Source organism: Croceivirga sp. ABH4_376 (assembly GCF_056160685.1).
This window is the reverse complement of sequence record NZ_JBSWXQ010000004.1, coordinates 243,616-265,446: the sequence shown is the minus strand read 5'-3', so window position 1 is coordinate 265,446 and position 21,831 is coordinate 243,616. Positions and strand designations below refer to the sequence as shown.

The 21,831-nt window shown below is 35.1% G+C and carries 17 protein-coding genes; 9 read left to right on the top strand and 8 right to left on the bottom strand.

Going from position 1 to position 21,831, the window contains the following annotated elements; all coding sequences use genetic code 11:
• Positions 1-2: 2 nt before the first annotated feature.
• Positions 3-1,286: an alkaline phosphatase family protein gene (locus ACXAGS_RS11380; RefSeq protein WP_474906853.1), complete on the top strand. Its 1,284-nt coding sequence runs from the start codon at positions 3-5 to the stop codon at positions 1,284-1,286.
• On the opposite strand, the gene ACXAGS_RS11375 is transcribed toward ACXAGS_RS11380, so the two are convergent.
• Positions 1,283-2,512, bottom strand: coding sequence for an exo-beta-N-acetylmuramidase NamZ family protein (locus tag ACXAGS_RS11375; RefSeq protein WP_474906852.1), 1,230 nt, complete (start codon positions 2,510-2,512; stop codon positions 1,283-1,285). The genes ACXAGS_RS11380 and ACXAGS_RS11375 overlap by 4 nt on opposite strands.
• 3 nt (positions 2,513-2,515) lie before the next feature.
• On the opposite strand from ACXAGS_RS11375, the gene ACXAGS_RS11370 reads away from it, so the two are divergent.
• The 3 genes from ACXAGS_RS11370 to ACXAGS_RS11360 all read left to right on the top strand — a co-directional run bounded on the left by ACXAGS_RS11370 (position 2,516) and on the right by ACXAGS_RS11360 (position 5,893).
• Positions 2,516-3,757 carry an ABC transporter permease gene (locus tag ACXAGS_RS11370; RefSeq protein WP_474906851.1) on the top strand — a complete coding sequence of 414 codons (1,242 nt, stop codon included), beginning with the start codon at positions 2,516-2,518 and terminating at the stop codon, positions 3,755-3,757.
• A 62-nt stretch (positions 3,758-3,819) separates the two neighbouring features.
• Positions 3,820-5,115 (top strand): M20/M25/M40 family metallo-hydrolase, encoded by a 1,296-nt coding sequence (locus ACXAGS_RS11365; RefSeq protein ID WP_474906849.1) that lies wholly within the window; start codon positions 3,820-3,822, stop codon positions 5,113-5,115.
• Position 5,116: 1 nt separating this feature from the next.
• On the top strand, positions 5,117-5,893 hold the full coding sequence (locus tag ACXAGS_RS11360) for an aldose epimerase family protein (protein ID WP_474906847.1): 777 nt from the start codon (positions 5,117-5,119) through the stop codon (positions 5,891-5,893).
• Here ACXAGS_RS11360 and ACXAGS_RS11355 read toward each other — a convergent pair.
• On the bottom strand, positions 5,890-7,365 hold the full coding sequence (locus tag ACXAGS_RS11355; protein ID WP_474906845.1) for a helix-turn-helix domain-containing protein: 1,476 nt from the start codon (positions 7,363-7,365) through the stop codon (positions 5,890-5,892). The two genes, ACXAGS_RS11360 and ACXAGS_RS11355, sit on opposite strands and share 4 nt — an antisense overlap.
• Before the next feature lie 128 nt (positions 7,366-7,493).
• Here ACXAGS_RS11355 and aceB point away from each other — a divergent pair, with 128 nt between their 5' ends.
• Together aceB and aceA are read left to right on the top strand one after the other, a co-directional pair.
• Entirely contained in the window at positions 7,494-9,095 is a 1,602-nt protein-coding gene (gene aceB / locus ACXAGS_RS11350) for a malate synthase A (RefSeq protein WP_474906843.1), read from the top strand.
• A 124-nt stretch (positions 9,096-9,219) separates the two neighbouring features.
• Entirely contained in the window at positions 9,220-10,500 is a 1,281-nt protein-coding gene (gene aceA / locus ACXAGS_RS11345; protein ID WP_474906842.1) for an isocitrate lyase, read from the top strand.
• 426 nt (positions 10,501-10,926) lie between these two features.
• Here aceA and ACXAGS_RS11340 read toward each other — a convergent pair whose 3' ends face one another.
• The 6 genes from ACXAGS_RS11340 to ACXAGS_RS11315 form a co-directional block, all read right to left on the bottom strand.
• Complete coding sequence (locus ACXAGS_RS11340; RefSeq protein WP_474906841.1) at positions 10,927-11,703, bottom strand: LytR/AlgR family response regulator transcription factor; 777 nt, start codon at positions 11,701-11,703, stop codon at positions 10,927-10,929.
• A gap of 57 nt (positions 11,704-11,760) precedes the next feature.
• Complete coding sequence (locus tag ACXAGS_RS11335; RefSeq protein WP_474906839.1) at positions 11,761-12,828, bottom strand: histidine kinase; 1,068 nt, start codon at positions 12,826-12,828, stop codon at positions 11,761-11,763.
• On the bottom strand, positions 12,828-13,883 hold the full coding sequence (locus tag ACXAGS_RS11330; RefSeq protein ID WP_474906837.1) for a sensor histidine kinase: 1,056 nt from the start codon (positions 13,881-13,883) through the stop codon (positions 12,828-12,830). Before ACXAGS_RS11330 ends, ACXAGS_RS11335 begins: the two co-directional genes overlap by 1 nt.
• Positions 13,864-14,952 carry a sensor histidine kinase gene (locus ACXAGS_RS11325; RefSeq protein ID WP_474906835.1) on the bottom strand — a complete coding sequence of 363 codons (1,089 nt, stop codon included), beginning with the start codon at positions 14,950-14,952 and terminating at the stop codon, positions 13,864-13,866. The genes ACXAGS_RS11330 and ACXAGS_RS11325 overlap by 20 nt, the downstream gene beginning before the upstream one ends.
• Before the next feature lie 41 nt (positions 14,953-14,993).
• On the bottom strand, positions 14,994-16,340 hold the full coding sequence (locus ACXAGS_RS11320; RefSeq protein WP_474906833.1) for an exonuclease domain-containing protein: 1,347 nt from the start codon (positions 16,338-16,340) through the stop codon (positions 14,994-14,996).
• A 179-nt stretch (positions 16,341-16,519) separates the two neighbouring features.
• Positions 16,520-17,869, bottom strand: a complete 1,350-nt coding sequence (locus ACXAGS_RS11315; RefSeq protein WP_474906831.1) for an IPT/TIG domain-containing protein — start codon at positions 17,867-17,869, stop codon at positions 16,520-16,522.
• A 329-nt stretch (positions 17,870-18,198) separates the two neighbouring features.
• On the opposite strand from ACXAGS_RS11315, the gene ACXAGS_RS11310 reads away from it, so the two are divergent.
• The 3 genes from ACXAGS_RS11310 (at position 18,199) to ACXAGS_RS11300 (ending at position 21,787) form a co-directional block, all read left to right on the top strand.
• Complete coding sequence (locus ACXAGS_RS11310; RefSeq protein ID WP_474906830.1) at positions 18,199-19,881, top strand: hypothetical protein; 1,683 nt, start codon at positions 18,199-18,201, stop codon at positions 19,879-19,881.
• A gap of 350 nt (positions 19,882-20,231) precedes the next feature.
• Positions 20,232-20,642, top strand: coding sequence for a hypothetical protein (locus tag ACXAGS_RS11305; RefSeq protein ID WP_474906828.1), 411 nt, complete (start codon positions 20,232-20,234; stop codon positions 20,640-20,642).
• 335 nt (positions 20,643-20,977) lie between these two features.
• A complete protein-coding gene (locus ACXAGS_RS11300) occupies positions 20,978-21,787 on the top strand; it encodes a helix-turn-helix domain-containing protein (RefSeq protein ID WP_474906827.1) in 810 nt (269 codons plus the stop codon).
• The last annotated feature ends 44 nt before the right edge of the window (positions 21,788-21,831 follow it).

The window sequence follows — 21,831 nt, the reverse complement described above, 5'->3', positions numbered from 1 at the left end:
AGATGAGGTTAAAACTTTTTTATGGTCTAGGATTGTTTTTATGCTTTTGTGACAGCCTTCTTGCACAAACTGCGAATTATAAAGATTTTGTTGCCAAAGAAATAACTTCAAACTTTATAGAGAACACCACGAATTCGCAGGCTAAACCATATGTAATCATGGTTTCGTTGGATGGTTTTAGGCATGACTATGCAGAAAAATACAAAGCTGCTAATCTTTTGGATATGGCCAAAAACGGAGCTAGGGCAAAAAGGCTCTTGCCGTCTTTTCCTTCTAAGACTTTTCCCAACCATTATACCCTAGCCACAGGATTGTACCCATCTAAACATGGTATCGTGGCCAATTCTTTTTTTGATACTAAAATAAAAAAGCGATATAGTATTGGTAATAGAAACGCTGTAGAAGATGGGGGTTGGTACGGTGGCGTTCCCCTTTGGAATTTAGCTCAATTACAAGGAATGGTAGCCGCATCTTATTTCTGGGTTGGTAGCGAGGCCAATATTAACGGGTTACATCCTAAATATTATTATAAATACGACAAAAAAACACCGTATGAGTTTAGGGTGAAACGGGTAATGGAATGGTTGCAATTGCCAGAAAAGGACAGACCACATATGATTACACTTTACTTTTCTTTAGTAGATACGCAGGGGCATAAATTTGGTCCGGATTCTGATGAGGTTTCAAAGGCCGTAGCCTTTGTAGACAAGCAAATTGGTGCTTTAAGAAAGGGTATTCAACAATCTGGATTACCGGTCTACCTTATAGTTACATCAGATCATGGAATGACACCTGTTTCTAAATTTATAAACATACATGATTTTGTTTCTGTTGATAATGAGAATTTCTTGGGTGGCCCGGTAGGGATGATTTATACGGATTCTGAAGAACAGAAAAAATCGCTTTTAAAGGTCTTGACCAAAAAATCTCATTTTACTTCCTATACAAAGGAAGGTGTTCCTGATTATTTGAATTTTAAAAATAATCCTAGAATAGGAGATATAGTATTAATTGCAGAACCGCCTTATACCATAATTAATTCTACAGTAAAAAAGGAAGATTTAGCCAAAGCCGAAGGCACACATGGTTACGACCCCTACAGGTATACGGATATGGGTGGTATTTTTTATGTAGAGGGCCCTAGCATTGCCAAAGGTACTAGTGTAGCTGAGGTAGAAAATATTCACGTATACCCGTTTGTAGCACACCTTCTAGGTTTGGATATATTAACACCTATTGATGGAAACCTTGAAAAATTAAGCCCCTTACTTAATCCTACGGATTAATCATAGATCAAATATTTTTGGCGTATGGTTTTAAAAGCCTTAATACCTGGCTGCCAACTGGCTTCAATTTCTTCTGCAGAAATGCCATTAATAATTTGCTGTTGCAAGGTTGTGTTACCAGCATGTTTGGTAAAAGAATTGGTTATAAAAAACGCCTTTTTGTTCAGGGCGTTGTCATAAGCGGTTTTTATCCATTTTATGGTAACACGGTCCATTTTAGGAATATTGCTCAAGTCCATACCATAACAAAGCTTCCCGTTTTCCTTTGGTTTTTTTGAACCAAAATTAGGAGCGGGTGTATACCTAAAGTTAAACTTTGTACTATCTAAAAACGAGGCGCCAAAACGTTGAAATTGTGCTTCTGTTCCTCTACCGGCATTTACGGTAGTACCTTCAAATAAACCCAAAGAAGGGTAAAGGTTAATGGCCGTGTCATTGGGTAAATTTGGAGAAGGCCTTATAATTAAATTATATGGGGTGTTATGGGTATAGTTCGCTAACCTAACTACGGTCAAGTCAACTTTTTTTAAAGAAGAAAGCCATCCTTCCTCATTAATCATATTGGCATATTCCCCTATAGTCATACCATAAACCAGAGGAATTTGTGTCATGCCCAAAAAACTTGTATGTGCTGCTTCCATAGTAGGGCCATCTACATAATGCGCATTTGGGTTAGGGCGATCTAAAACCAAAACGGGAATGTTGGCATCTGCGCAAGCTTCCATTACCAATTGTAGGGTAGCAATGTAGGTGTAGAATCTAACCCCTACATCTTGTATGTCAAATAAAACTAAGTCAATACCGGCTAATTGTTCCGGAGCGGGCTTTTTATTTTTACCATAAAGTGAAATTAATGGAAGTCCTGTTTTGTCGTCGGTTCCATTTTTAACCGTTTCTCCTGCATCCACGTTACCTCTAAATCCATGTTCTGGAGCAAAAACCTTGGTAATTGTTACGCCCCTGCTAATTAGGGTGTCTACCAAGTGTACATAGGTCTTGTTAGGCTTAAAAACCACAGATGTTTGGTTGGCCACTACAGCTATATTTTTATTTTTCAATAGCGGTAGGTAAGTATCTGTGCGGTTTGCGGCTACCACAATTTCTTTGGCAATAGGTGCTGCAGTGGGTTGCGGTGTGGTCTTCACCTTGTTTTTCTCTTGTCCGCAGGCAATTAATACCATGCTTAAACATAAAACTGTACTTTTGAAACGGAATAAAAAAGGCATTCGTTGAATTTAGAATTGTTTATAGCCAAGCGCCTGATTACAGGTAAGGAACATAAAAGTAGTATTTCTGCACCAATCATTAAAATTGCTATTGCAGCAATTGCCATTGGTGTAATTATGATGCTCATTGCAATTGCTACCGGAGCGGGCTTAAAGGAGAAAATCAGGGAAAAAATAGCAGCTTTTAACGGGCATATTCAAATTGCTAATTATGACAATAACAGGTCAGATGTATCGGTTTCTCCGGTAGATATAAATCAGCCTTTTTATCCAAAGTTTACGGCTATAGATGGTATAGAACACGTACAAGCGGTTGCGGTAAAAGCTGGTATCATTCGTACAGAAAAGACTTTTGAAGGTATCTTGGCCAAAGGAGTAGGTAAAGATTTTAGATGGCAATCTTTTAATGAGTTTTTGGTTGCAGGTAGCTTGCCGGATTTTTCTAAAGATACATCCGAAAAAGCCTTGATTTCTAATATTTTGGCCAAACGGTTGCAACTAAATGTGGGCGATACTTTTTTGGCCATTTTCTTAAAAGATGGTGACCCATCCAGACCTCCAAATAATAGGAGATTTACAGTAAGCGGTATTTATGATAGTGGCTTTGAGGAGTTGGATGCCTCCTACATTTTAATAGATATTAGGCATATACAGCGCATGAACAAATGGAGCGCTAATGAAATAGGAAATTTTGAGGTTTTCTTGTCTGATTTTGATGAAATTGATGCCAAAACAAATGCTATTTATGACAACACACTCTCCACGTTAGATACCCAAAACATAAAAACAAAATATTTTAAAATATTTGAGTGGTTGCCGTTGTTCGATTTTAATATTGCCCTAATAATAGGGATCATGATAGTTGTTGGCGGTATAAACATGATAACCGCTTTATTGGTTTTAATTTTGGAACGCACCCAAATGATAGGTGTTCTTAAAGCATTAGGTTCTCCCAATTGGAGCATTAGAAAAGTATTCTTACTTAATGCGGCATACTTAATTGTTCTTGGTTTGTTCTGGGGTAATTTAATAGGCTTGGGTATCCTTTTTCTTCAGCAAAAATTTCAATTCCTTAAATTTCCTAATCCGGAAGAATATTACGTTACTTATGTTCCGGTAAGCATAGATTTATTAACCGTAGTCCTATTAAATGTTGGGGTAATGGTGTTGTGTCTGTTAATGCTTTTGGTACCTTCTTATGCTATTTCTAAAATAGCTCCGGTAAAAGCTATAAAATTTGAATAATGCTATTAAAATGCAAGCTTTTGGCCATTAAGTCTTACTTTTAAGACTTAACTGACCAGATTATGAGAATTCAAATTATTGCGTGGTGCCTGTTACTTACCGCAATTACCGCGCCCGCACAGAAACTATCCAAAACAGAAAAGAAAATTGTGGCAACGGTTGCTCAAAACAACGCCGATGCCCTACAATTTCTAGAAAAAGTAGTAAATATTAATAGCGGTACCCTAAATTTAAAAGGGGTACAAAAAGTTGGCGAAGTATTCGGTACGGCTTTTACCGATATTGGTTTTGAAACCAATTGGATACCTATGCCCGAAAAAATGAACCGCGCTGGGCATTTATTTGCAGAAACCAAAGGGAATAAGGGTAAAAAACTACTGCTAGTAGGGCATTTAGATACCGTTTTTGAAGAAGATAGCCCATTCCAAACATTTACCATGGTTACTGATTCTACAGCCCATGCCCCAGGAGGTAATGATATGAAGGGAGGAGATGTAATTGTATTATATGCTTTAAAAGCGTTACAGGAAAATGGCCTTTTGGACGATGCGCAAATTATTGTTGCCTTTACTGGAGATGAAGAAAGTACGGGTAGCCCGTTAGAATTAAGTAGAAAAGATTTGATTAATGCGGCTAAACGAAGCGACATTGCACTGGGTTTTGAAACGTCTACAGGATTTAACTATGCAACGGTAGCCAGAAGAGGCTCTTCTGGATGGGAGGTAAACGTAACGGGTAAACGGGCCCATTCTTCTGGTATTTTTAATGAACGCGTTGGTGCTGGTGCTATCTTTGAAATGTCCAGGATTTTACACCAATTTTATACCGATGTAAAAGGGGAGGACTTGTTAACGTTTAACCCTGGAGTACTATTAGGTGGTACTTTTGTGAATTTTGACCCTAAAACAGGAAAAGGAGACGCTTTTGGTAAAACCAATGTAGTATCCCAAACAGCAATGGTTAAAGGAGGGCTTCGGTTTATTTCTGAAGAACAAAAAGAACGCGCACGTTCTAAGATGCGAGAAATTGTACGGCAAAATTTACCACAGACCAGTGCTACTGTAAGTTTTACGGATAGTTATCCTGCTATGCAACCAACTGCTGGAAATCAAGCATTATTGAAAACTTTAAATACGGTTAGCCTTGCATTAGGGCAGGGAGAAGTAATGGCGTATGACCCCGGAAAACGCGGGGCCGCAGATGTATCCTTTATTGCGGAATATGTAGATTGTTTAGATGGTTTGGGCACTATGGGAACAGGAGCACATACGCCAGAAGAAACGGTTAACCTTAATACCTTTGAAGCACTGACCAAAAGAACGGCAGTATTGATTTATAGACTTATTAATCAAGATTAAAATGACAAAGTTAGCATTAGAAGAACAAGCAGTTGGTATAGAAAATGGCGAATTAGTTAGTTATACCGTATCTGGGCACGAATTTATTCATCAAAAAGGTAGTCCTGGTTGGGGTTCTTCAGATACCGAAATGTTTCCAATTATTGGCCCGGTGAACGAAGCCAATTTTATGGTTCAAGTTAATAAAGGACAAGCCATACAAGACCAACATGGGTTATTAAGGCAATTTCCGTATCAATTAGCATCGGCTACGGCTACCAAAGCCGTATTTGTTAAGGAATATAAGGCAATGACACCGATTGAAAATAACAAATATCCAGAAAAGAGTACCCGTAAGTATTTGGTCTGGCCCTATAATTTTAAGTTTACCAAAACAATACAACTAACAGCTGCTGGTTTAGCCATTGACTTTTTAATAGAAGGCGATAAGGATATGCCATATATGTTGGGGTATCATCCTGCATTTAAATTATATACCAGTAATCCTACAATTTTAGCAGGCGATAAGGAAATTACGTTAGAAGAAGTACTGGCTGTAGGTAGTAGGGCTTTAGAAGTTGAAGATTGTAGCCAAATTACGTTGAGGGATAAAAAAGAATTAACCATTGAAACAAAGGGCTTCGGTAATTTTATGTGCTGGACAAAGGTTAATAATATGGTTTGTATAGAGCCAATTACTTTTTATCCATACCGGGTTTCTCAAGATAAATTACACCTGGGTTTTGAGCATTTAAATGAGCCAGTTTCTTTTTCCGTAAAATTAACGGGTAAAGGTTAGCTAAATTTGTGTTGTAGTTCTTGAACCACTCTAGCAGTCTCTCGGTCGCGGTTTTGTTGCTGTAAAAAAATAGGGTCGGCTGCCCGTTCTGCACAGTTGGCAATAGTACAACGCTCACAGGTAACACCTACGTTTAGCTGTTTTATATTGGGGTCTTTTAAAAATTGAGCCTTCTTTTTTAGCGCATCCGTTATTTGTAGACCAATGCTTACGCTGCGATATTGATTTTCTTTAAAAGGATCTTTAGTGGCAGACGCTAATATTAAATAAGACAATTGGTCTTCTAGATAGTGCGAAATTTGAACATCCATGATGTGTTCTTCTTCTTGTCCGGAAATTTCTTTCAACACTCGGATAGAAGCCCAACGGCGGCAATACTTTTCGTTTGTCTGATTGCCGTGTGGCGAATGCTGATGGGTTAAGTGAAGTTCTTTGGTAATATCAAATCTGGGACTATTCTGGCTGTGGGAGAATCTTAAAAAGAAAAGGTTTTCTAATTGATAATCTTGGGGTAAAATGTTGGTTAATCTTTGATACAATGATTCTGGAGAGGCATTATGTTGCTGGCGTATTTGTGCTAAAAAGTTTTTGTCAAAACGGGGTTTGGCCAACATTTGGTCTACCTGCTTTTGTAACGTAATTCTAGGTATTACAAGGGCTCCTGCAAAATAGGAGGCATAAAAATTATTTAAGACTTGGTCAAAATTTTCAAAATTTATCCAGCTAAACGTATACAGTCTTTCGGTGATTTTTAAATAATTATAACCAATTTCCTTGGCATAGATAAACGTACGTTGTGCCTCGTCTATGTGGCTTGCAATTAAAAGGGTTTTCGTTTTGGGTACAAAAACAGACCGCAAAGAATCCAATTCTTGGTGTTTTTTTAAATCACTATTATTTATGGTATAACCATATTCTTCAATTAAAATTTCTTCTAATTCTAAGGAGGTAACGCTTCGGCTCATATCAATTTGGTAGGCCTTGGCAAAATCTAATGCTGCTTTTTCCATTTCTGGGAAAAAGTTGTTATTGGCTTCTTGAAAGGAACGCAAAGAGGCTAAATAGAAGCTCTCTTTACCAAAATTATATTGTTTGGCAATCTCTATGATGGTACTTATAAAGGCATTAACCTTTGTAGGTGCATTGGCCACGATCTCAATTAGGTCCCTTTCCTTAACCCCAAAAAGTTCTAATGGAATTTCTTTTAGAATTTTGGATTGAAACAATTGTGCTACCGGAGCCAAATTCTTATCCAATTTTAAGGATACTAGGCTATCATAGGGTATATCCAATTTTTCTGCAAGTAGCAAGATTTTATCCGTTTTAGGATACTTTTTTCCCTTTTCAATCTCGTTTAAATAAGATTTAGATAACCCTGTAAGCTTGGCCAATCCAAATAAGGATAGGTCTTTTTTAAGTCGAAGCTGCTTCAGTTTCAGACCAAAAATTAGTTTAATATACTCTTCTTCCATTATTCTTGATCAAATGTACAATATTTTGCGAATCTTTTAAAAGTAGCGAATAATATAAAAATAGCGAACGTTCGCTTGTAAATTGAAAAACTTTGATTTATCCTTGTTTCAACAAAAACTAAGAAGTTATGGAACAAGGTATTATGACCACTTCGGAAATTCAGTTTGCGGATAATGTGAACAACTATTATCCAGAAATATTAACGGATAAGGCCTTAGATTTTCTAATTGCTTTACATGCTAGATTTAACAAGTCTAGACTGCAACTGTTGCAAGAACGCGTCAAAACGCAGGCTCAATTTGATGCAGGGGTATTTCCAACCTTTCCAAAGGAAACAGAACAAACAAGAAATATGGAATGGCAGGTGCCCCATATACCTAAAGATCTTTTGGACAGGCGTGTAGAAATTACTGGACCTGTAGATCGCAAAATGGTCATAAACGCTTTAAACTCTGGTGCCAAGACGTTTATGGCCGATTTTGAAGATAGCAATGCCCCAACTTGGTACAATTGTATGTTGGGCCAGCAAAATCTTATAGAAGCCAATAAGGGCACCATAAAATTCTATGATAGCAAAAGGGCAAAACAGTATGAGCTAAATGATAATCCCGCAGTTTTATTGGTGCGCCCAAGAGGATTACACTTAGAGGAATGCCATCTAAAAGTTAAGGGGGTAACTACTTCTGCCAGTTTAATAGATTTTGGGTTATATGTTTTCCATAATACCCAAGTGTTGCTAGAAAAAGGGAGTGCCCCATATTTTTACCTACCCAAATTAGAGCATTATCTAGAGGCAAGATGGTGGGATGAGGTATTTACCTTCTCGGAAAATTATTTAAATGTGTCCAAAGGTACTTTTAAAGCTACGGTTTTAATAGAGACAATCACGGCTAGCTTTCAGTTAGATGAGATTATTTATGAGCTAAAAAACCACATTGTAGGCTTAAACTGTGGGCGTTGGGATTATATCTTTTCTTACATTAAAAAGTTTAGGAATCACCCAGAATTTATACTACCCAACAGAGACCAGGTAACTATGACGGTACCTTTTATGGATGCCTATTCTAAACGGGTAATACAGCGGTGCCACAAAAGAGGCATTTTGGCCATAGGCGGTATGGCCGCACAAATACCCATTAAAGACAATCCATTGGCAAATGAAAAGGCTATGGAAAAGGTTCGCTTGGATAAAGAACGCGAGGTTAAAAATGGGCATGATGGTACTTGGGTGGCACATCCGGCATTGGTTTCCATCGCCTTAAAGGAGTTTGATAAGCACATGCCAACCCAAAACCAGATGCAGGTGTTACGGGCAGAAGACCAGATTCTAGAAGCAGATTTAATAGCCATACCTAAGGGAACCATAACAGAAGAAGGTATACGCAAAAATATTAACGTAGGAATCCTTTATATAGAATCTTGGTTGCGTGGTCAAGGTTGTGTGGCGTTGTACAACTTAATGGAAGATGCCGCAACCGCAGAGATTTCTAGAACCCAAATATGGCAATGGCTTAGGTACGAGGTTCGGTTAGATGATGGTAGACGTTTTAAAAAGGAATTATACCAAAGCATTTTTGAGGAAGAAAAAGAGAAAATTAAACACTTGGTAGGTGAGGCCAATCTTTTTAATACCCAATTTATAAAAGCATTTGATCTGTTTAACGCATTGGTGACCAAAACGCAATTTGAAGAGTTTTTAACGCTAAAAGCTTACACGGAAATCATTTAAAAAAAATCCCAAACGCAATTTGAAGAGTTTTTAACGCTAAAAGCTTACACGGAAATCATTTAAAAAAAATCCCAAGCGTGGGCGAACACAACTTGGGACAATTAAATTTCTAAAAACTAAACTTATGGAAAAAAAAGAAAGAATTCAACAATTAGTAACAGAATGGACGGTAAACCCTAGATGGAAAGGTGTTGAAAGACCTTACACTGCAGAAGAGGTAATTAACTTAAGAGGTTCTTATAATATTGATTATTCGGTTGCACGGTTAGGGGCAGAAAAATTGTGGACCAAATTAAATAACCAAGATTGGGTAGCAGGGTTAGGCGCATTAACCGGTAACCAAGCCATACAAGAGGTAGAGGCAGGTTTAGAGGCTATTTATTTAAGCGGATGGCAAGTTGCGGCAGATGCTAATTTGGCTGGTGAAATGTATCCAGACCAATCGCTTTACCCAGCTAATAGCGTACCTATGGTGGTTAAGCGTATAAATAATGCACTATTGCGTGCAGACCAAATACAAACCGTAAATGGGGTTGAAGATAAAAAAGATTATTTGGTGCCTATTGTAGCAGATGCTGAAGCAGGTTTTGGCGGTAATTTAAATGCCTTTGAGCTAATGAAGGGGATGATAGAAAACGGCGCTTCTGGGGTTCACTTTGAAGACCAGTTGAGTTCCGCCAAAAAATGTGGTCACCTAGGTGGTAAAGTTCTAGTACCTACGCAGGAAGCCGTAAATAAGTTAATTGCTGCAAGGCTGGCAGCAGATGTAATGAACGTACCAACCGTAATTATTGCCCGTACAGATGCCGATGCCGCAAATTTGCTTACCAGTGATATTGATGACAGGGATAAAAAGTTTGTGACAGGCGAGCGTTCCCCAGAGGGATTTTTTTATGTAAAGAATGGTCTGGAGCAGGGGATTGACAGGGGGTTGAGTTATGCGCCTTATGCAGATTTACTTTGGTTAGAAACCTCTACGCCTAATTTGGAAGAGGCAAGAAAATTTGCAATGGCCATACATGCCCAATATCCTGGTAAAATGTTAGCTTATAATTGCTCTCCCTCCTTTAATTGGGCATCTAAATTAAGCGTTGCAGAAATGGAAACCTTTAGAGAGGAATTAGCGGCATTAGGTTATAAATTTCAATTTATTACGCTTGCAGGTTTCCATGCACTTAATACTAGTATGTTTGAGCTTTCCAAAGCATATAAAGAAAGAGGCATGGCAGGTTATTCAGAATTGCAAGAACGAGAATTTGCCTTGCAGGAATATGGGTTTAGGGCTGTAAAGCACCAAGCTTTTGTAGGCACCACTTATTTTGATGCTGTGCAGAATACCGTTACGGCTGGTAGGGCATCTACGGTAGCCATGAAAGGTAGTACGGAAACCGCTCAGTTTATATAGGTTGTTTTTATTTATTGTGAAAAGCCCCAGTATTTGGGGCTTTTTTTTGGTAATTCTTAAAACGTTAAAGAAATCTAAAAAATGTTAAGGATTACTTAGGTTATTTCAGTAACTTGAATTTGTAAAAAAGCGAGAGACACTTTTTATGTTTAAAGAGTTTATTAGAAAACTCGGTATAATGAATTGTATTATGCTGTTGGTTGTTCTATCGATTATTATCGTATCTGAGGTTTTATTTCTAAGTGGAAATAAGTTAGACGCTATTTTTATAGCGTTTTGGGCCCCAACAATATTAGGGTTTATGATATATTTTAAAATGAACGAATAATGGATTTTATACTAGGGTACTCCATTATAGTGGCAATTATATTTGTTGTCTGGCTCATCTTCATTGCAAGAATGTACAGGAAGATGAAAAAGTGAAGGCTACAGAATGCCTTTAAGCCAATTTTTAAAATCCTTTACCCTGTTTCTACTTACCACCAACTCTAAATCTACCGGATGCTCTAATTCTACAACAAGCCTGTTGTTTGGGTAATCTTCCACAGATTTTATTTCGTCAATATTTAAAGTGAGTTTCCTGTTTATTCTAAAGAAAAACTCTGGATTCAATACATCCTCTAATTTTTCTAGTGTAAAATCTATAACATATTCTTTTCCAGATTTGTCTACCAAATGGGTATGCCCATCTTCTGAATAGATACAACAGATGTTGTGCACGTCTACTAGATTAAGTTTGTTTTCCGTACGGATAAGAAATCGCTTTTTATAACTTTTGGGTGCAATGGTATCCATCATTTTACCCATACGGTGCGCATAACTTTCTTCTTCTACTTTTTTAATGGAGTAGTATTTAGAAAGGGCGTCTTCAATATCATTAAGCTTTGCCGGTTTTAGAATATAGTCAATGCTATTGTAATTAAAAGCTTCAATTGCATAGGTGTCAAAAGTGGTGCAGAAAATTATAGGCTTAGAAATTTTTATGGTATTTAAAATTTCAAAACAAGTGCCATCACCTAGATGAATATCCATAAATATGATATCATATTCATTGTCAGAGCCAAAGAATAAAACAGAATCAGATACAGAATCCAATTCGGCAACTATCTCGTGTTCTATCTCGGTTTCCCTAATGAGCTTTTTTAAGTAAGCGGTAGATATGGGCTCATCTTCAACAATTACAATTTTTACCTTCTTTTGCATGTGTTCAAATATACACTTTCAAATTCTTATTAAATATAGTACAAAAGTCCTATCATTCTAGGATTGGACAATTAACGGTATGCTATATTGTAACCAATCTTCTTGTTTTTTGGTCATAACAACGTACATATTTACCGCTGTATACCTGTTGTTGATCAACTCTAATGCATCATTTTTTGTTGTTGTTAATTCTTTGTCAAGATTATTATGCTTTAGCGTAACCTTGTCTTTATCTATGGTAAGTCTTATACATAGTGGTTTGCTTTTGCTTTTATAGGTTGTTTGCAGTACTTGTTCTAAAAGTAAAAATAGTGTTAGTGGAATGATGTTTTGATTGTTTAGGGCGGTTCCCGTTAATTGGATTTCAAAACTTTCTCTAAACCTTTCTCTAAGTAGTCTGCTGTAAATTGTTATATGTTCTATTTCATCTTCTAATGCAATGGTGCTTAGCTTGGAATTTTCCAACAATTTTTGATAGAGGTAAGAAAGGTCCAGCACAAATTGTTTGCTTTTTTCTTGACTTTCATCCATCAGAAATAGCAAAGTATTAAAACTGTTGAACAAAAACCTTGGGTTGGTTTTTTCTTCTAGGCTTTTTAGTTTTAAGAGGGCATGGTCTTTTTCTAACTTAAATGATCTCTGTTTTACTTTTTCTAATTCTAGTAAAGAATGTAGCGCTTCATATATGCCTACATTTAATAAAATTAATAAGGTGCCAGAAAGTAATTCTTTAGAAATAGGTGGTTTATTGTGCACAGGATCTTCAATAGCCAAAATAGGGTCTAAAGCAATATCTAGCAATAAGGTAATTAGTAAATAAATAACCAAAACAACAGGTAATAATGCTATTCTGGTGGTTCTATGGATATATCCGGGATATTTACTTAGAATGTAAAGATAGTAGGCCCGCATTAGAACAAAATGAAAAATAATGTAGCAAAAAACACCGATGTATATGGCAAAAAACCGTTTTAAGGGCCCCTCTAAAAATAAGTCCATATATAGAATACCCATTAAAATATTGGTGTTTATAAAGCAGGCGGCCCAAAATAATGGCCTATCGTTAAAACCTAAAATTGCGTAACGATGCCTTTGGTTCAAGCTTTTTAAAATCCAATTTATCATTATGGGATTAGCGGAAGTTTTAAGGTGAAACTGCTTTGGTTTTCTTGCACTATTACACTTTGGTCTGTAATTATGGCGTAACGATCTTTTATGTTGTTTATACCAATTCCTGAGCTAAACGGTTTAGGCTTTAATTGTTTGTTATTGGTTATTATAATGTAGCCGTCTTTCTCAGTAATGGAAATGGTCAAAGGATGATTTTTAGAAACGATATTATGCTTAACGGCATTCTCTATACAAAGTTGCAAGGCCAGTGGAATTATTTTCATGGTCTTGTTTTTAACATCCACGTTAAAAATTAAATTGCCGCCAAACCGATGCCGTAGTAAATCTATATAGGCATTGGTGTATTCCATTTCTTCGCTTACCGCAATTAAATCTTTCTGTGTGCCTTCTAATATTTTGTGATAAATGAAGGAAAGTTTGTGTACAAACTCTTTACTTTTTTCTGGGCTTTCATCAATTAAATAGAGCAGGGAATTTAGGTTGTTGAATAAAAAATGTGGACTAATTTGATTTTTAAGACCAGATAACTCGAACAACAATTTTTTATTCTGATATTCTTTCTCTTTAATTTTGGCTTCTTTTAGTTCTAATAAGAGGTAAATGGTTTCGTAAATGGCTAAATCTACTAGAATTATAATGGTGCCTGTAACCAATTCGTTGTAAAAATTTGGATGCCCATAATGCTCTAAATAAATTGAAAAATTTGGTCTATATATTTTTACATATGGTATGGCAATCCCTAAAAAGGGAAGAAGCACTAGTGGTATACGTTTCCACCTAGCCCTACTTTTTTCAAAAGCTGGATATTTTTTTACTAAAAAGAGGTATGCTTTTCGGGTACAAATAAAAATTACGGAAATAATTAAATAGAACTCTAACCATTTTTTTAAATACAAAAATTTTGGAATGGTAAAAAAAGCATTGGTAAAATAGATGGTCATAGCCGTATGGCAGTTAATAATAGAAGCTACCAATGCTAGATACCGATCGTTGAAACCTAAAATAGGTTTAGAATCTGGAAAGATGATTTTAATCCATTTTCTTATCATCTTTATGTATTAATGGAATTTTTAGACGGTAAACACTACCGTTGTCTTCTGTGGAAACCGATTTGTTGGCAACCAACTGATATCTCTTATTGATATTGGAAATACCCAAACCACTAACCCCTATATTTTTTTCTGTTTTTTGAAGGTTGTTCTCTATTATAATTTCTTGATTTTCGCTATAAATGGTAACGGTCAAGGGGTGTCTTTGTGAAACATTGTTGTGTTTTACGGCATTTTCTATTCCTATTTGAATAGACATAGGTACCACATAATTATTCATTACATCTTCCCTAATGGTAAAGTTGAAATTGAGGTTTCCGCCATGTCTTATTTTAAGCAATTTGGTGTATGCATCTATATATTCCAATTCTTCTTTTAAGGTTATAAGGTTTTTATGGTGCTGAGAAACCATTCTCTTGTAGAAAAAAGCTAGTTTATGTACAAAGTCTATACTTTTGGTTTTATCATTTTCTATTAAAAAAACCAATGTGTTAAGGCTATTGAACAAAAAATGAGGGTTCATTTGATTCTGTAGATTTATCAATTGTGCAATTGCTTTTTCTTTTTCTAATTGTTCTGCCTTAACTTTTATTTGATTAAGTTCATAGATGTAAATCAGAATAGTGTAAGCAGCTTCGTTTACCAGTAACATGATGCTGCCAGTTATTACCAATGTTCTAGTATTAGGTTGCTCATAGCCCGGTATTTCTGTGGTAACAAAGGGCTCTATTAAAAAGAGGTACGTGCACAAGATTATGGAAAACGGGATTAAAAGAAAAGGTAAGAACAACCAGCGTTTATTTCTGTTTTCCGGTCCAGGATACTTATTGAGGTTATAAAGGTAAAAAGTCCTTAGGGTAACAATAAGCACTACGGTTACAAGTGCATATTCTAACCATTTATAAAAGTATATGGCAAATGGAACCTCATAAAGTGCATTTTGATAAAAAAGCGACATTAATACTTGGGTGTTGAAGAATATACAACCAAGAATAAAATACTTATCATCAAAGCCGACATATGGCTTTGAGTTTGCAAACAATATCGTTTTTGCTTTAGAATTGAACATAACAATCCCTAAGTTACATTATTGTACTTACCTTAAACCGATTATTTCAATTTATTTAAATGTGCATTTATAATTTGTCTAGCCTCTACCGTATTGGGTTGCGGTATTAGAAAAGCTTCTAAATCCATTTCTGAATTTACCGTTGTTTCCCTGCTTACAAAACCATACCCCTTATAGTGGCCTTGGCTCATGTATATAAAAGCATTTTCTTCTACCGTTCTTCCTGGTAAGGAAAGTAATAAGGTTTGTCTTCTTTCTTTTAAGAATTTTATGGCACTTTCTACCCGTAGATTATACGCTTGTGTTTGCTCATTATTGTTACAAATTCCGTTGCAATGCGTATAAGGAATTTCAGCACAGGTTAGGGTGCCGGTTCTTAATTGACAATATTTTGGGCAAAGTTGAAATTGTTTACATATTTCTTCTAACAGTAAACGACTTTCTGTTGGGTTGTTCACAATTGTTATGGCATTCGGTATTTGTTTTAAGGCACCAAATGCTAGATGTTTTATACCGTTTCTGTCTTCATAAGAAAAGATACCATATTGTTTTATAACTTTTTTTTGGGCCCTATTAAACTTTGGAAAGTGTTTTTTTATAGCGGCACTTTCCATTAGTAATGCTAATAATTCAGATCCAGACAACTCAAATTCTATATGTGCAATTTCCTTACATAGGCGAATTTCATGCTCAGACTTATCATAAAAATGGCCCAAGACCCTTTTTTTAAGTTGTTTGGCCTTACCCACATAAATTATTTTTTTAGTGCTGTCCAGAAAATAATAAATTCCAGGTTGGTTGGGTAGGTTGTCCACCGTTTTTCTATCCAATAACGGGGGCAGGGTGGCTTCTTGGCTTCTAGAATTTAAAAAAGATTGGATTACGGTATCGGATTGCTTTTTTGCCAATAACATTTTAAATAGCAATACTGTTGCATGTGCGTCTCCTCTTGCTCTATGTCTGTTTTTAAGCGGTATGTTTAAGCTAGTGCATAATTTTCCAAGACTGTAAGAATTTAAGCCCGGAATTAATTTTCTAGAAAGCCTTACCGTACATAGTTTCTTACGAACAAAGTTGGTATTGGTTTGTTTAAACTCCTCTTTAATAACGCCGTAGTCAAAATTTACGGCATGTGCTACAAAAATAGCATCTTGGGTTATGTTTAAAATGTCTTCCGCAATTTCTGCAAATGTTGGGGCTTGGGAAACCATTTGGTCGTCTATGCCCGTTAAAGCAGTTATATAATGAGGTATAGGTTGTTCTGGGTTAACAAGGCTGGTAAATTCTTCTACTATATCAGAACCATCAAACTTGAATATGGAGATTTCTGTTATTTTATTGCCTTTTAATCCGTTTCCTGTAGTTTCAACGTCAATTATCGTATACAAACCCTTCCTTTCCTTTTATCTATTAAAATTAAAAAGATTTGACGCTAGAGTATGTTAAAAACTAAAGTAGTTTAACGAATAAAAAAAAATGGCGGGCCTCATAGGCAATCCGATAGGAATTCAAAAAAAAAGGTCCTTTCAAGAAGTTACAAAGAGCTTAATTGCAGTTTATGCTTAGTTTAATAATAGTATTTCAATAACATACCATCGGTAATTACCCATAGAACACCATCGTTGTATAAAATACCTTTACAAGAAGTGGCAGCGGTATGCATTAGTTGCCAAGAGCTGCCCCCATCTGTGGTAGTAAAAATTTCGTTGCCGGTAACATACCAACCTTCATCGGTATTTTTAAAAGTAAAATCTTCTATGCGCGTATCTTCTTCTAGTACAATCTCATAACTATCTCCGCTATTTGTGGATTTTATTAAAACATATTTATCTGCTCCGGTATCTAAATCTACAATGTAAGCAGAAGCAAAACCAGTGATGCCATCTATAAATTTTATACGCTCTATGCGTTCTCTTGTTCTGTTTCCGGGTTCTATTTCTACCGCACTATCTTCCCATACTCCATCTTTAAGTCTCAATTGTTTGGCAGGGTAGTAATCTAGGTTCTCCGGAAAAGGAAAGGTATAACCCGCTAACCATACTTGATTTTCAGAATGGGCATAAAAGCTCAAGAATTCATAATTGTTGCTTTCTCTGGAATATATCATGTCAAAAGATTGCGCACCATCTGTAGACTTGTAAATTCTGCCCTCTGCAGACCCAATGATTATGGTTTGTTCGTTTTCATCAGCAAACAAACCTCTTGTCCAAGAATTTACATTACTGGGGAAATCCTCAAAAACAGTTTGTGTACCATCAGCCTTTAGATAAGATAGGTAGTTTGAACCCAGAAGGAATTCGCCCCCTTGCGAACCAACCAAAAAGTCACCATTCTCCTCGGTAAATACATAAGCCTGATTAAAAAATGCAATAGAAACACCACCATTTAAGGTGTTGTGTACTTTCATTATACCAGTTCCGCCACCATCTTCTTTTTTGGCTTCGGTAGAAAAATATATTTCCTCTTTGCCGGTGGCTTGTATGTTTCTTACTGCGTTAATAGCTTCTAAATAAAATGGATAGGTAATCCATTCACCTTTGGTGTTATCTACTACTGCAATAGGTTGGTAGGTGTCTGCATAGGAAACGTTGGTGTTCGGCATTTCAATAGCAACAAATGGGCTGGCACTTGTTCCTGCAGGTATGGTAAAAGTAAGTTCTGTAGCAGTAGCAGAAATAAGTGTAGCCTCAATATCGTCTAGCAAGACTTTAATTTCACTTGCATTGGTGGTAAAATTGGTTCCTACTAGAGTAACTTGGTCATTTACATAGGCATAAGATTGTTCAAAGGCCTGTAAGGTAACTTCTGTTGGCGGTTCTGGTTGGTTTACCGTCTCCGTATCATTGTCTGCATCAGAAGAGCAAGAAGTTAAGACTGCAACAAATAAAAAAATAGAAAAGTAGTTTTTAATCGTCATTAGTTTGTAATTGTTAAATAGAGTTTTTTAACGTTAACATTTTTGTTTTGTTGCGGCTTTAGGTGTGGGTGGTTGTTTTTAACTTTTTCTATTTATTACAGTAGGTAGTTTGGAAGCTTAGGAAACAGAAGGTGTAGTTGAATGCTAGTGCTTAAATTAAGCGCAAGATTTTTTATGTTGATAAAAAGAATGTCTTGGTTCTAATTAAATAGCTAGTTTTATGCTAAAGAGATACCCGTAAGTATGACGGATATTGAGTTGTTATGCGCAATTTCAGGATTCGACCGAATGATAAAAAATGTATAAATCGAATATTAATATTTCTTAAATTGAAAAAGCAATTTGTTAGACCTGTTTTAGATTATGAAAAAAAAATCTTAGAAACTGCAAAACATAAGAATTTTAAACCAACTGTTGAATGCTTACAAAAACTAGCTTTAGGAGGTAAATATGAGATCCTACTTTCATTTAATACTTCAGATAAAAAAGCAGTTCAACAAAATTTTCCAATTGAGATTTTAAATAACAGAGAACAAGGATTACCATTTCAAATTAAAGTTGAAAAACTTCTAAATATTGGAGGTGTATTACATAAAGAAAGTTATGGATTAAACAAAACTCTAACTATCATTCAAGACGGAAAATCGTTTTACACAAACAAAGAATCGGTAAGTAATTTTAAAACAGAATATCCGAAAAAACCTCAATATCTAAATGGAACACTAAATAATCTAAAAACATTTAGCGGAAATCCAAAACCTAGTTATACAAGACTTATTATTAAGACGAATGATACTGAATTAACTTACCCAACAGAAATTTTAGAATTCAAAAAAAATCATTTAAAGTTCGATTATGAGACCTGGTATCTACAAAAGTCATTAATAGGTTTACCATTTCCATCAACAAAAGGAATGTTTGTAGATGTTGAAATAAATGGAAATAAATTTGATTTTTATGCTATTGAACCAATGAATTCAATGATAATAGATTCAATTAATAAAATAGCTTTAAATGATTTTAAGAAATACGCGTATATAATTAGATTATGTTTTGCTTTTTTATCAGGGAAATTTTATAAGGAAGAAGTTGTATATATCTTATCTAATCAAGAAAATTTTGAAACAATAGATGAGTATGAATATGTTTTAGAATCACCTTCTATTATTTCCAAAAATCAAATAATTAACCCAACATTTTTCTTTCGAACCTTTAAGGATAAAAGTAGAAAAGAACAAAAGTATTTAGAGAAATACCACAAAATGTTTGATTCAAAAATATTTTCCTTACTCTGTGAAAAAGTTCTTGAACATCCAGAATTATTACGCACAATAGAACTTATAGTTACTGCTGGGAACTTATCAGATTCCATTCAAAAAGGAGCACTCTATTCGGTAGCTATTGAAACCATTACAGAGTTTTTAAAAGGTTTAAATGAAGAAGTATTTAAACCAATAGAAGATAAAAACATTGCTAAAAATTTCAGAAAAGAACAATTAACTCTTTTAGATAAGTACAAACCTGATATTGACATAAAAGGACTCAAAATACTTACTGCCAAAATTAATAATCTAAATAGCCCAACAAACAAAGACAAACTAACAAAACCTTTTGAATTATATGGAATCACGTTAACTCAAGATGATTTAGATGTTTTAAATCAACGAAACGATTATTTACACGGAGGAATACCTATTGATTCAAATTGGGAAGCTGAATTAGAAGCTAATGCACTCAAACTTCACAACCTTTTAAATCTTTTAATTTTAAATTTTATAGGTTATAAAGGGCATTATATAAAATTATCTGGATGGTATCTTATGCAACTAAATGAAGTACAAGATATATTCAAAAATGTAGACCTTGAAGAAATAAAGTGTATTACTGAAAAAGTAAATTCGGGAAATGCTAAAGATTTGAATATTCCAGACGCAATGAAAAAAATCGAAGAGTATGAAAAATTTTTAAAGTCAGTACAAGGAACGAGTAACATAATTGGAATAATAGAATAAAAAAAAAGCGCATAACAGCGTGTATAAAACATAGCTAATCAGTGCTCAACCGAATGGTTTTGTATATTTAGAAAGTCCGCCAAATAGAATATTACGCAACAGCGAAATGATGTGGTTTGGCTTATAAAAAGAGAAAAATTATAAACAAAATATAAAAATTCGGCTCTGTGTTTATCCGAAAAGTTAGTGTCTTTTAGTACGTTTAGCTTCATAAACAAGTCCGTTCCATGTAATTTTTACCATTATCTTTCCTTCAAATTATCTCTAACAAAATCAAAAAAATGAAAAACTTATTTATAATCTTTTTTGCAACAATCTTGTTTTCATGTTCTTCTGATAATGAAAATGGAATGGACTCGGAGTCAACTGACCAAATTGTCGGAACTTGGACAGAACTGGGGCGTGGAGAAGTATTAGATGATGGGACAGATGAATTCTCGGAATATGACTATTTCTGTGTTACGTTGGGTCGTTTTACCTTTGACAATGATGGAAGTTTTAGATTCGAAACTTTTAGCCCGAGTAGCGGAATGGTAAGCGATGAAAATTGCACTAGCCAAGGGGTTATAACTGGAACATGGGAAAATCAAGGTGATACTTATCTAATTGTAGTTACTACTGACACTTCTAACGAATCCGAGGCAGGAATGGAGGCCAATATTCAGATTGAATTTCCAACTAACGACAGAATGATATGGATATTCCAAGTAGATAGATATGGTATTGATTATGAATATGAAATAAAAACTAGACTAGAATAGTAAAAATCAAAAATATGTTTACTGAGCTTGCTGCCAGTTATGAAGGCAGCTTTAGTAAAATCTTCCAAGATTAAAACAAGAGCTTCAGCTTAACTATTGGAATGTAAAAACGACTATAAACTTTTGTCAACAAAGAACAGCGATAATTACAAATACTTTTCTACATCACCTATAGGCTCATTTCTTAGCTGTATAACTAACTGCAGTCGGAATTTCCACTTAGAAATCCTTGCAATTACCTATCTTTAGTGCTATGGCATAATGTTTACTGCGTGTAATTCCACAACAAAGTAATACAAACCAAGTCCAATGACACGCGCATCCAAAACCAACAAATGACAAAACAACTAAGAGAAGGGCAATATTTTGGGGAATTAAATCATAAACTTAGTTTTAACGGTATTACAATAACCGACACTGAATATACTCACGATTATGTAGACTGGCATACACACGAAAACCCGTATTTTACATTTCTACTTCAAGGTAAACTTATTGAAGAAAACAAAAAGGCAACATACACTTTATCACAAGGAAACCTTCTGTTTCATAACTGGCAAGATTTTCATAGAAATATAAAACCACCCGAATTTACTAGAGGGGCTCACATAGAATTAAATAGCAATTGGGCAAACAATTTAAATTTTGACCTATCTAGCATAGAAGGTAGTATTAATGTTCAAGAACCCTATTCTAAGAATCTTGCTTATAAAATATTACTAGAATCTAAACAATCAGATAATTTTAATCAGGCTAGTATTGAATTGTTATTGGTGCAATTGTTATCAAGCATTAAAAAATATAATGGAAAGACGGACAAGAAAAAGCCTCACTGGTTTAAAAAGCTTGAAGAATTGGTCTATGAAAATTCAGAGGAAAGAGTAACGCTAGAACAAATAAGTAAAGAATTAAACCTGCACCCAGTTTATTTATCAAGGACGTTTCATAAATTTTATGGCCAAACTTTTGGGCAATATTGTCGTGAAATAAGACTAAATAAAGCGCTAAATTCCATACTCTCAAAAAATCACAATTTAACTAACATTGCCTATTTTTCAAATTATTACGACCAAAGCCACATGGTTAGGGACTTTAAAAAACAGTTGAATCTTTCGCCAAAATTGGCTGCCAAAATTTTAAGTTAAGAATTTCCTATTTTCAAAAAGAAAAGGAGCTGTTCTTTGCAGGA

What these genes read in the sequence shown, in the direction of transcription:
- ACXAGS_RS11380 (WP_474906853.1), top strand. Translation starts at nt 3, where the DNA reads ATGAGGTTAAAACTTTTTTATGGTCTAGGATTGTTTTTATGCTTTTGT.
- ACXAGS_RS11375 (WP_474906852.1), bottom strand. Translation starts at nt 2,512, where the DNA reads ATGCCTTTTTTATTCCGTTTCAAAAGTACAGTTTTATGTTTAAGCATG.
- ACXAGS_RS11365 (WP_474906849.1), top strand. Translation starts at nt 3,820, where the DNA reads ATGAGAATTCAAATTATTGCGTGGTGCCTGTTACTTACCGCAATTACC.
- ACXAGS_RS11360 (WP_474906847.1), top strand. Translation starts at nt 5,117, where the DNA reads ATGACAAAGTTAGCATTAGAAGAACAAGCAGTTGGTATAGAAAATGGC.
- ACXAGS_RS11355 (WP_474906845.1), bottom strand. Translation starts at nt 7,365, where the DNA reads ATGGAAGAAGAGTATATTAAACTAATTTTTGGTCTGAAACTGAAGCAG.
- aceB (WP_474906843.1), top strand. Translation starts at nt 7,494, where the DNA reads ATGGAACAAGGTATTATGACCACTTCGGAAATTCAGTTTGCGGATAAT.
- aceA (WP_474906842.1), top strand. Translation starts at nt 9,220, where the DNA reads ATGGAAAAAAAAGAAAGAATTCAACAATTAGTAACAGAATGGACGGTA.
- ACXAGS_RS11340 (WP_474906841.1), bottom strand. Translation starts at nt 11,703, where the DNA reads ATGCAAAAGAAGGTAAAAATTGTAATTGTTGAAGATGAGCCCATATCT.
- ACXAGS_RS11335 (WP_474906839.1), bottom strand. Translation starts at nt 12,828, where the DNA reads ATGATAAATTGGATTTTAAAAAGCTTGAACCAAAGGCATCGTTACGCA.
- ACXAGS_RS11330 (WP_474906837.1), bottom strand. Translation starts at nt 13,883, where the DNA reads ATGATAAGAAAATGGATTAAAATCATCTTTCCAGATTCTAAACCTATT.
- ACXAGS_RS11325 (WP_474906835.1), bottom strand. Translation starts at nt 14,952, where the DNA reads ATGTTCAATTCTAAAGCAAAAACGATATTGTTTGCAAACTCAAAGCCA.
- ACXAGS_RS11315 (WP_474906831.1), bottom strand. Translation starts at nt 17,869, where the DNA reads ATGACGATTAAAAACTACTTTTCTATTTTTTTATTTGTTGCAGTCTTA.
- ACXAGS_RS11305 (WP_474906828.1), top strand. Translation starts at nt 20,232, where the DNA reads ATGGACTCGGAGTCAACTGACCAAATTGTCGGAACTTGGACAGAACTG.
- ACXAGS_RS11300 (WP_474906827.1), top strand. Translation starts at nt 20,978, where the DNA reads ATGACAAAACAACTAAGAGAAGGGCAATATTTTGGGGAATTAAATCAT.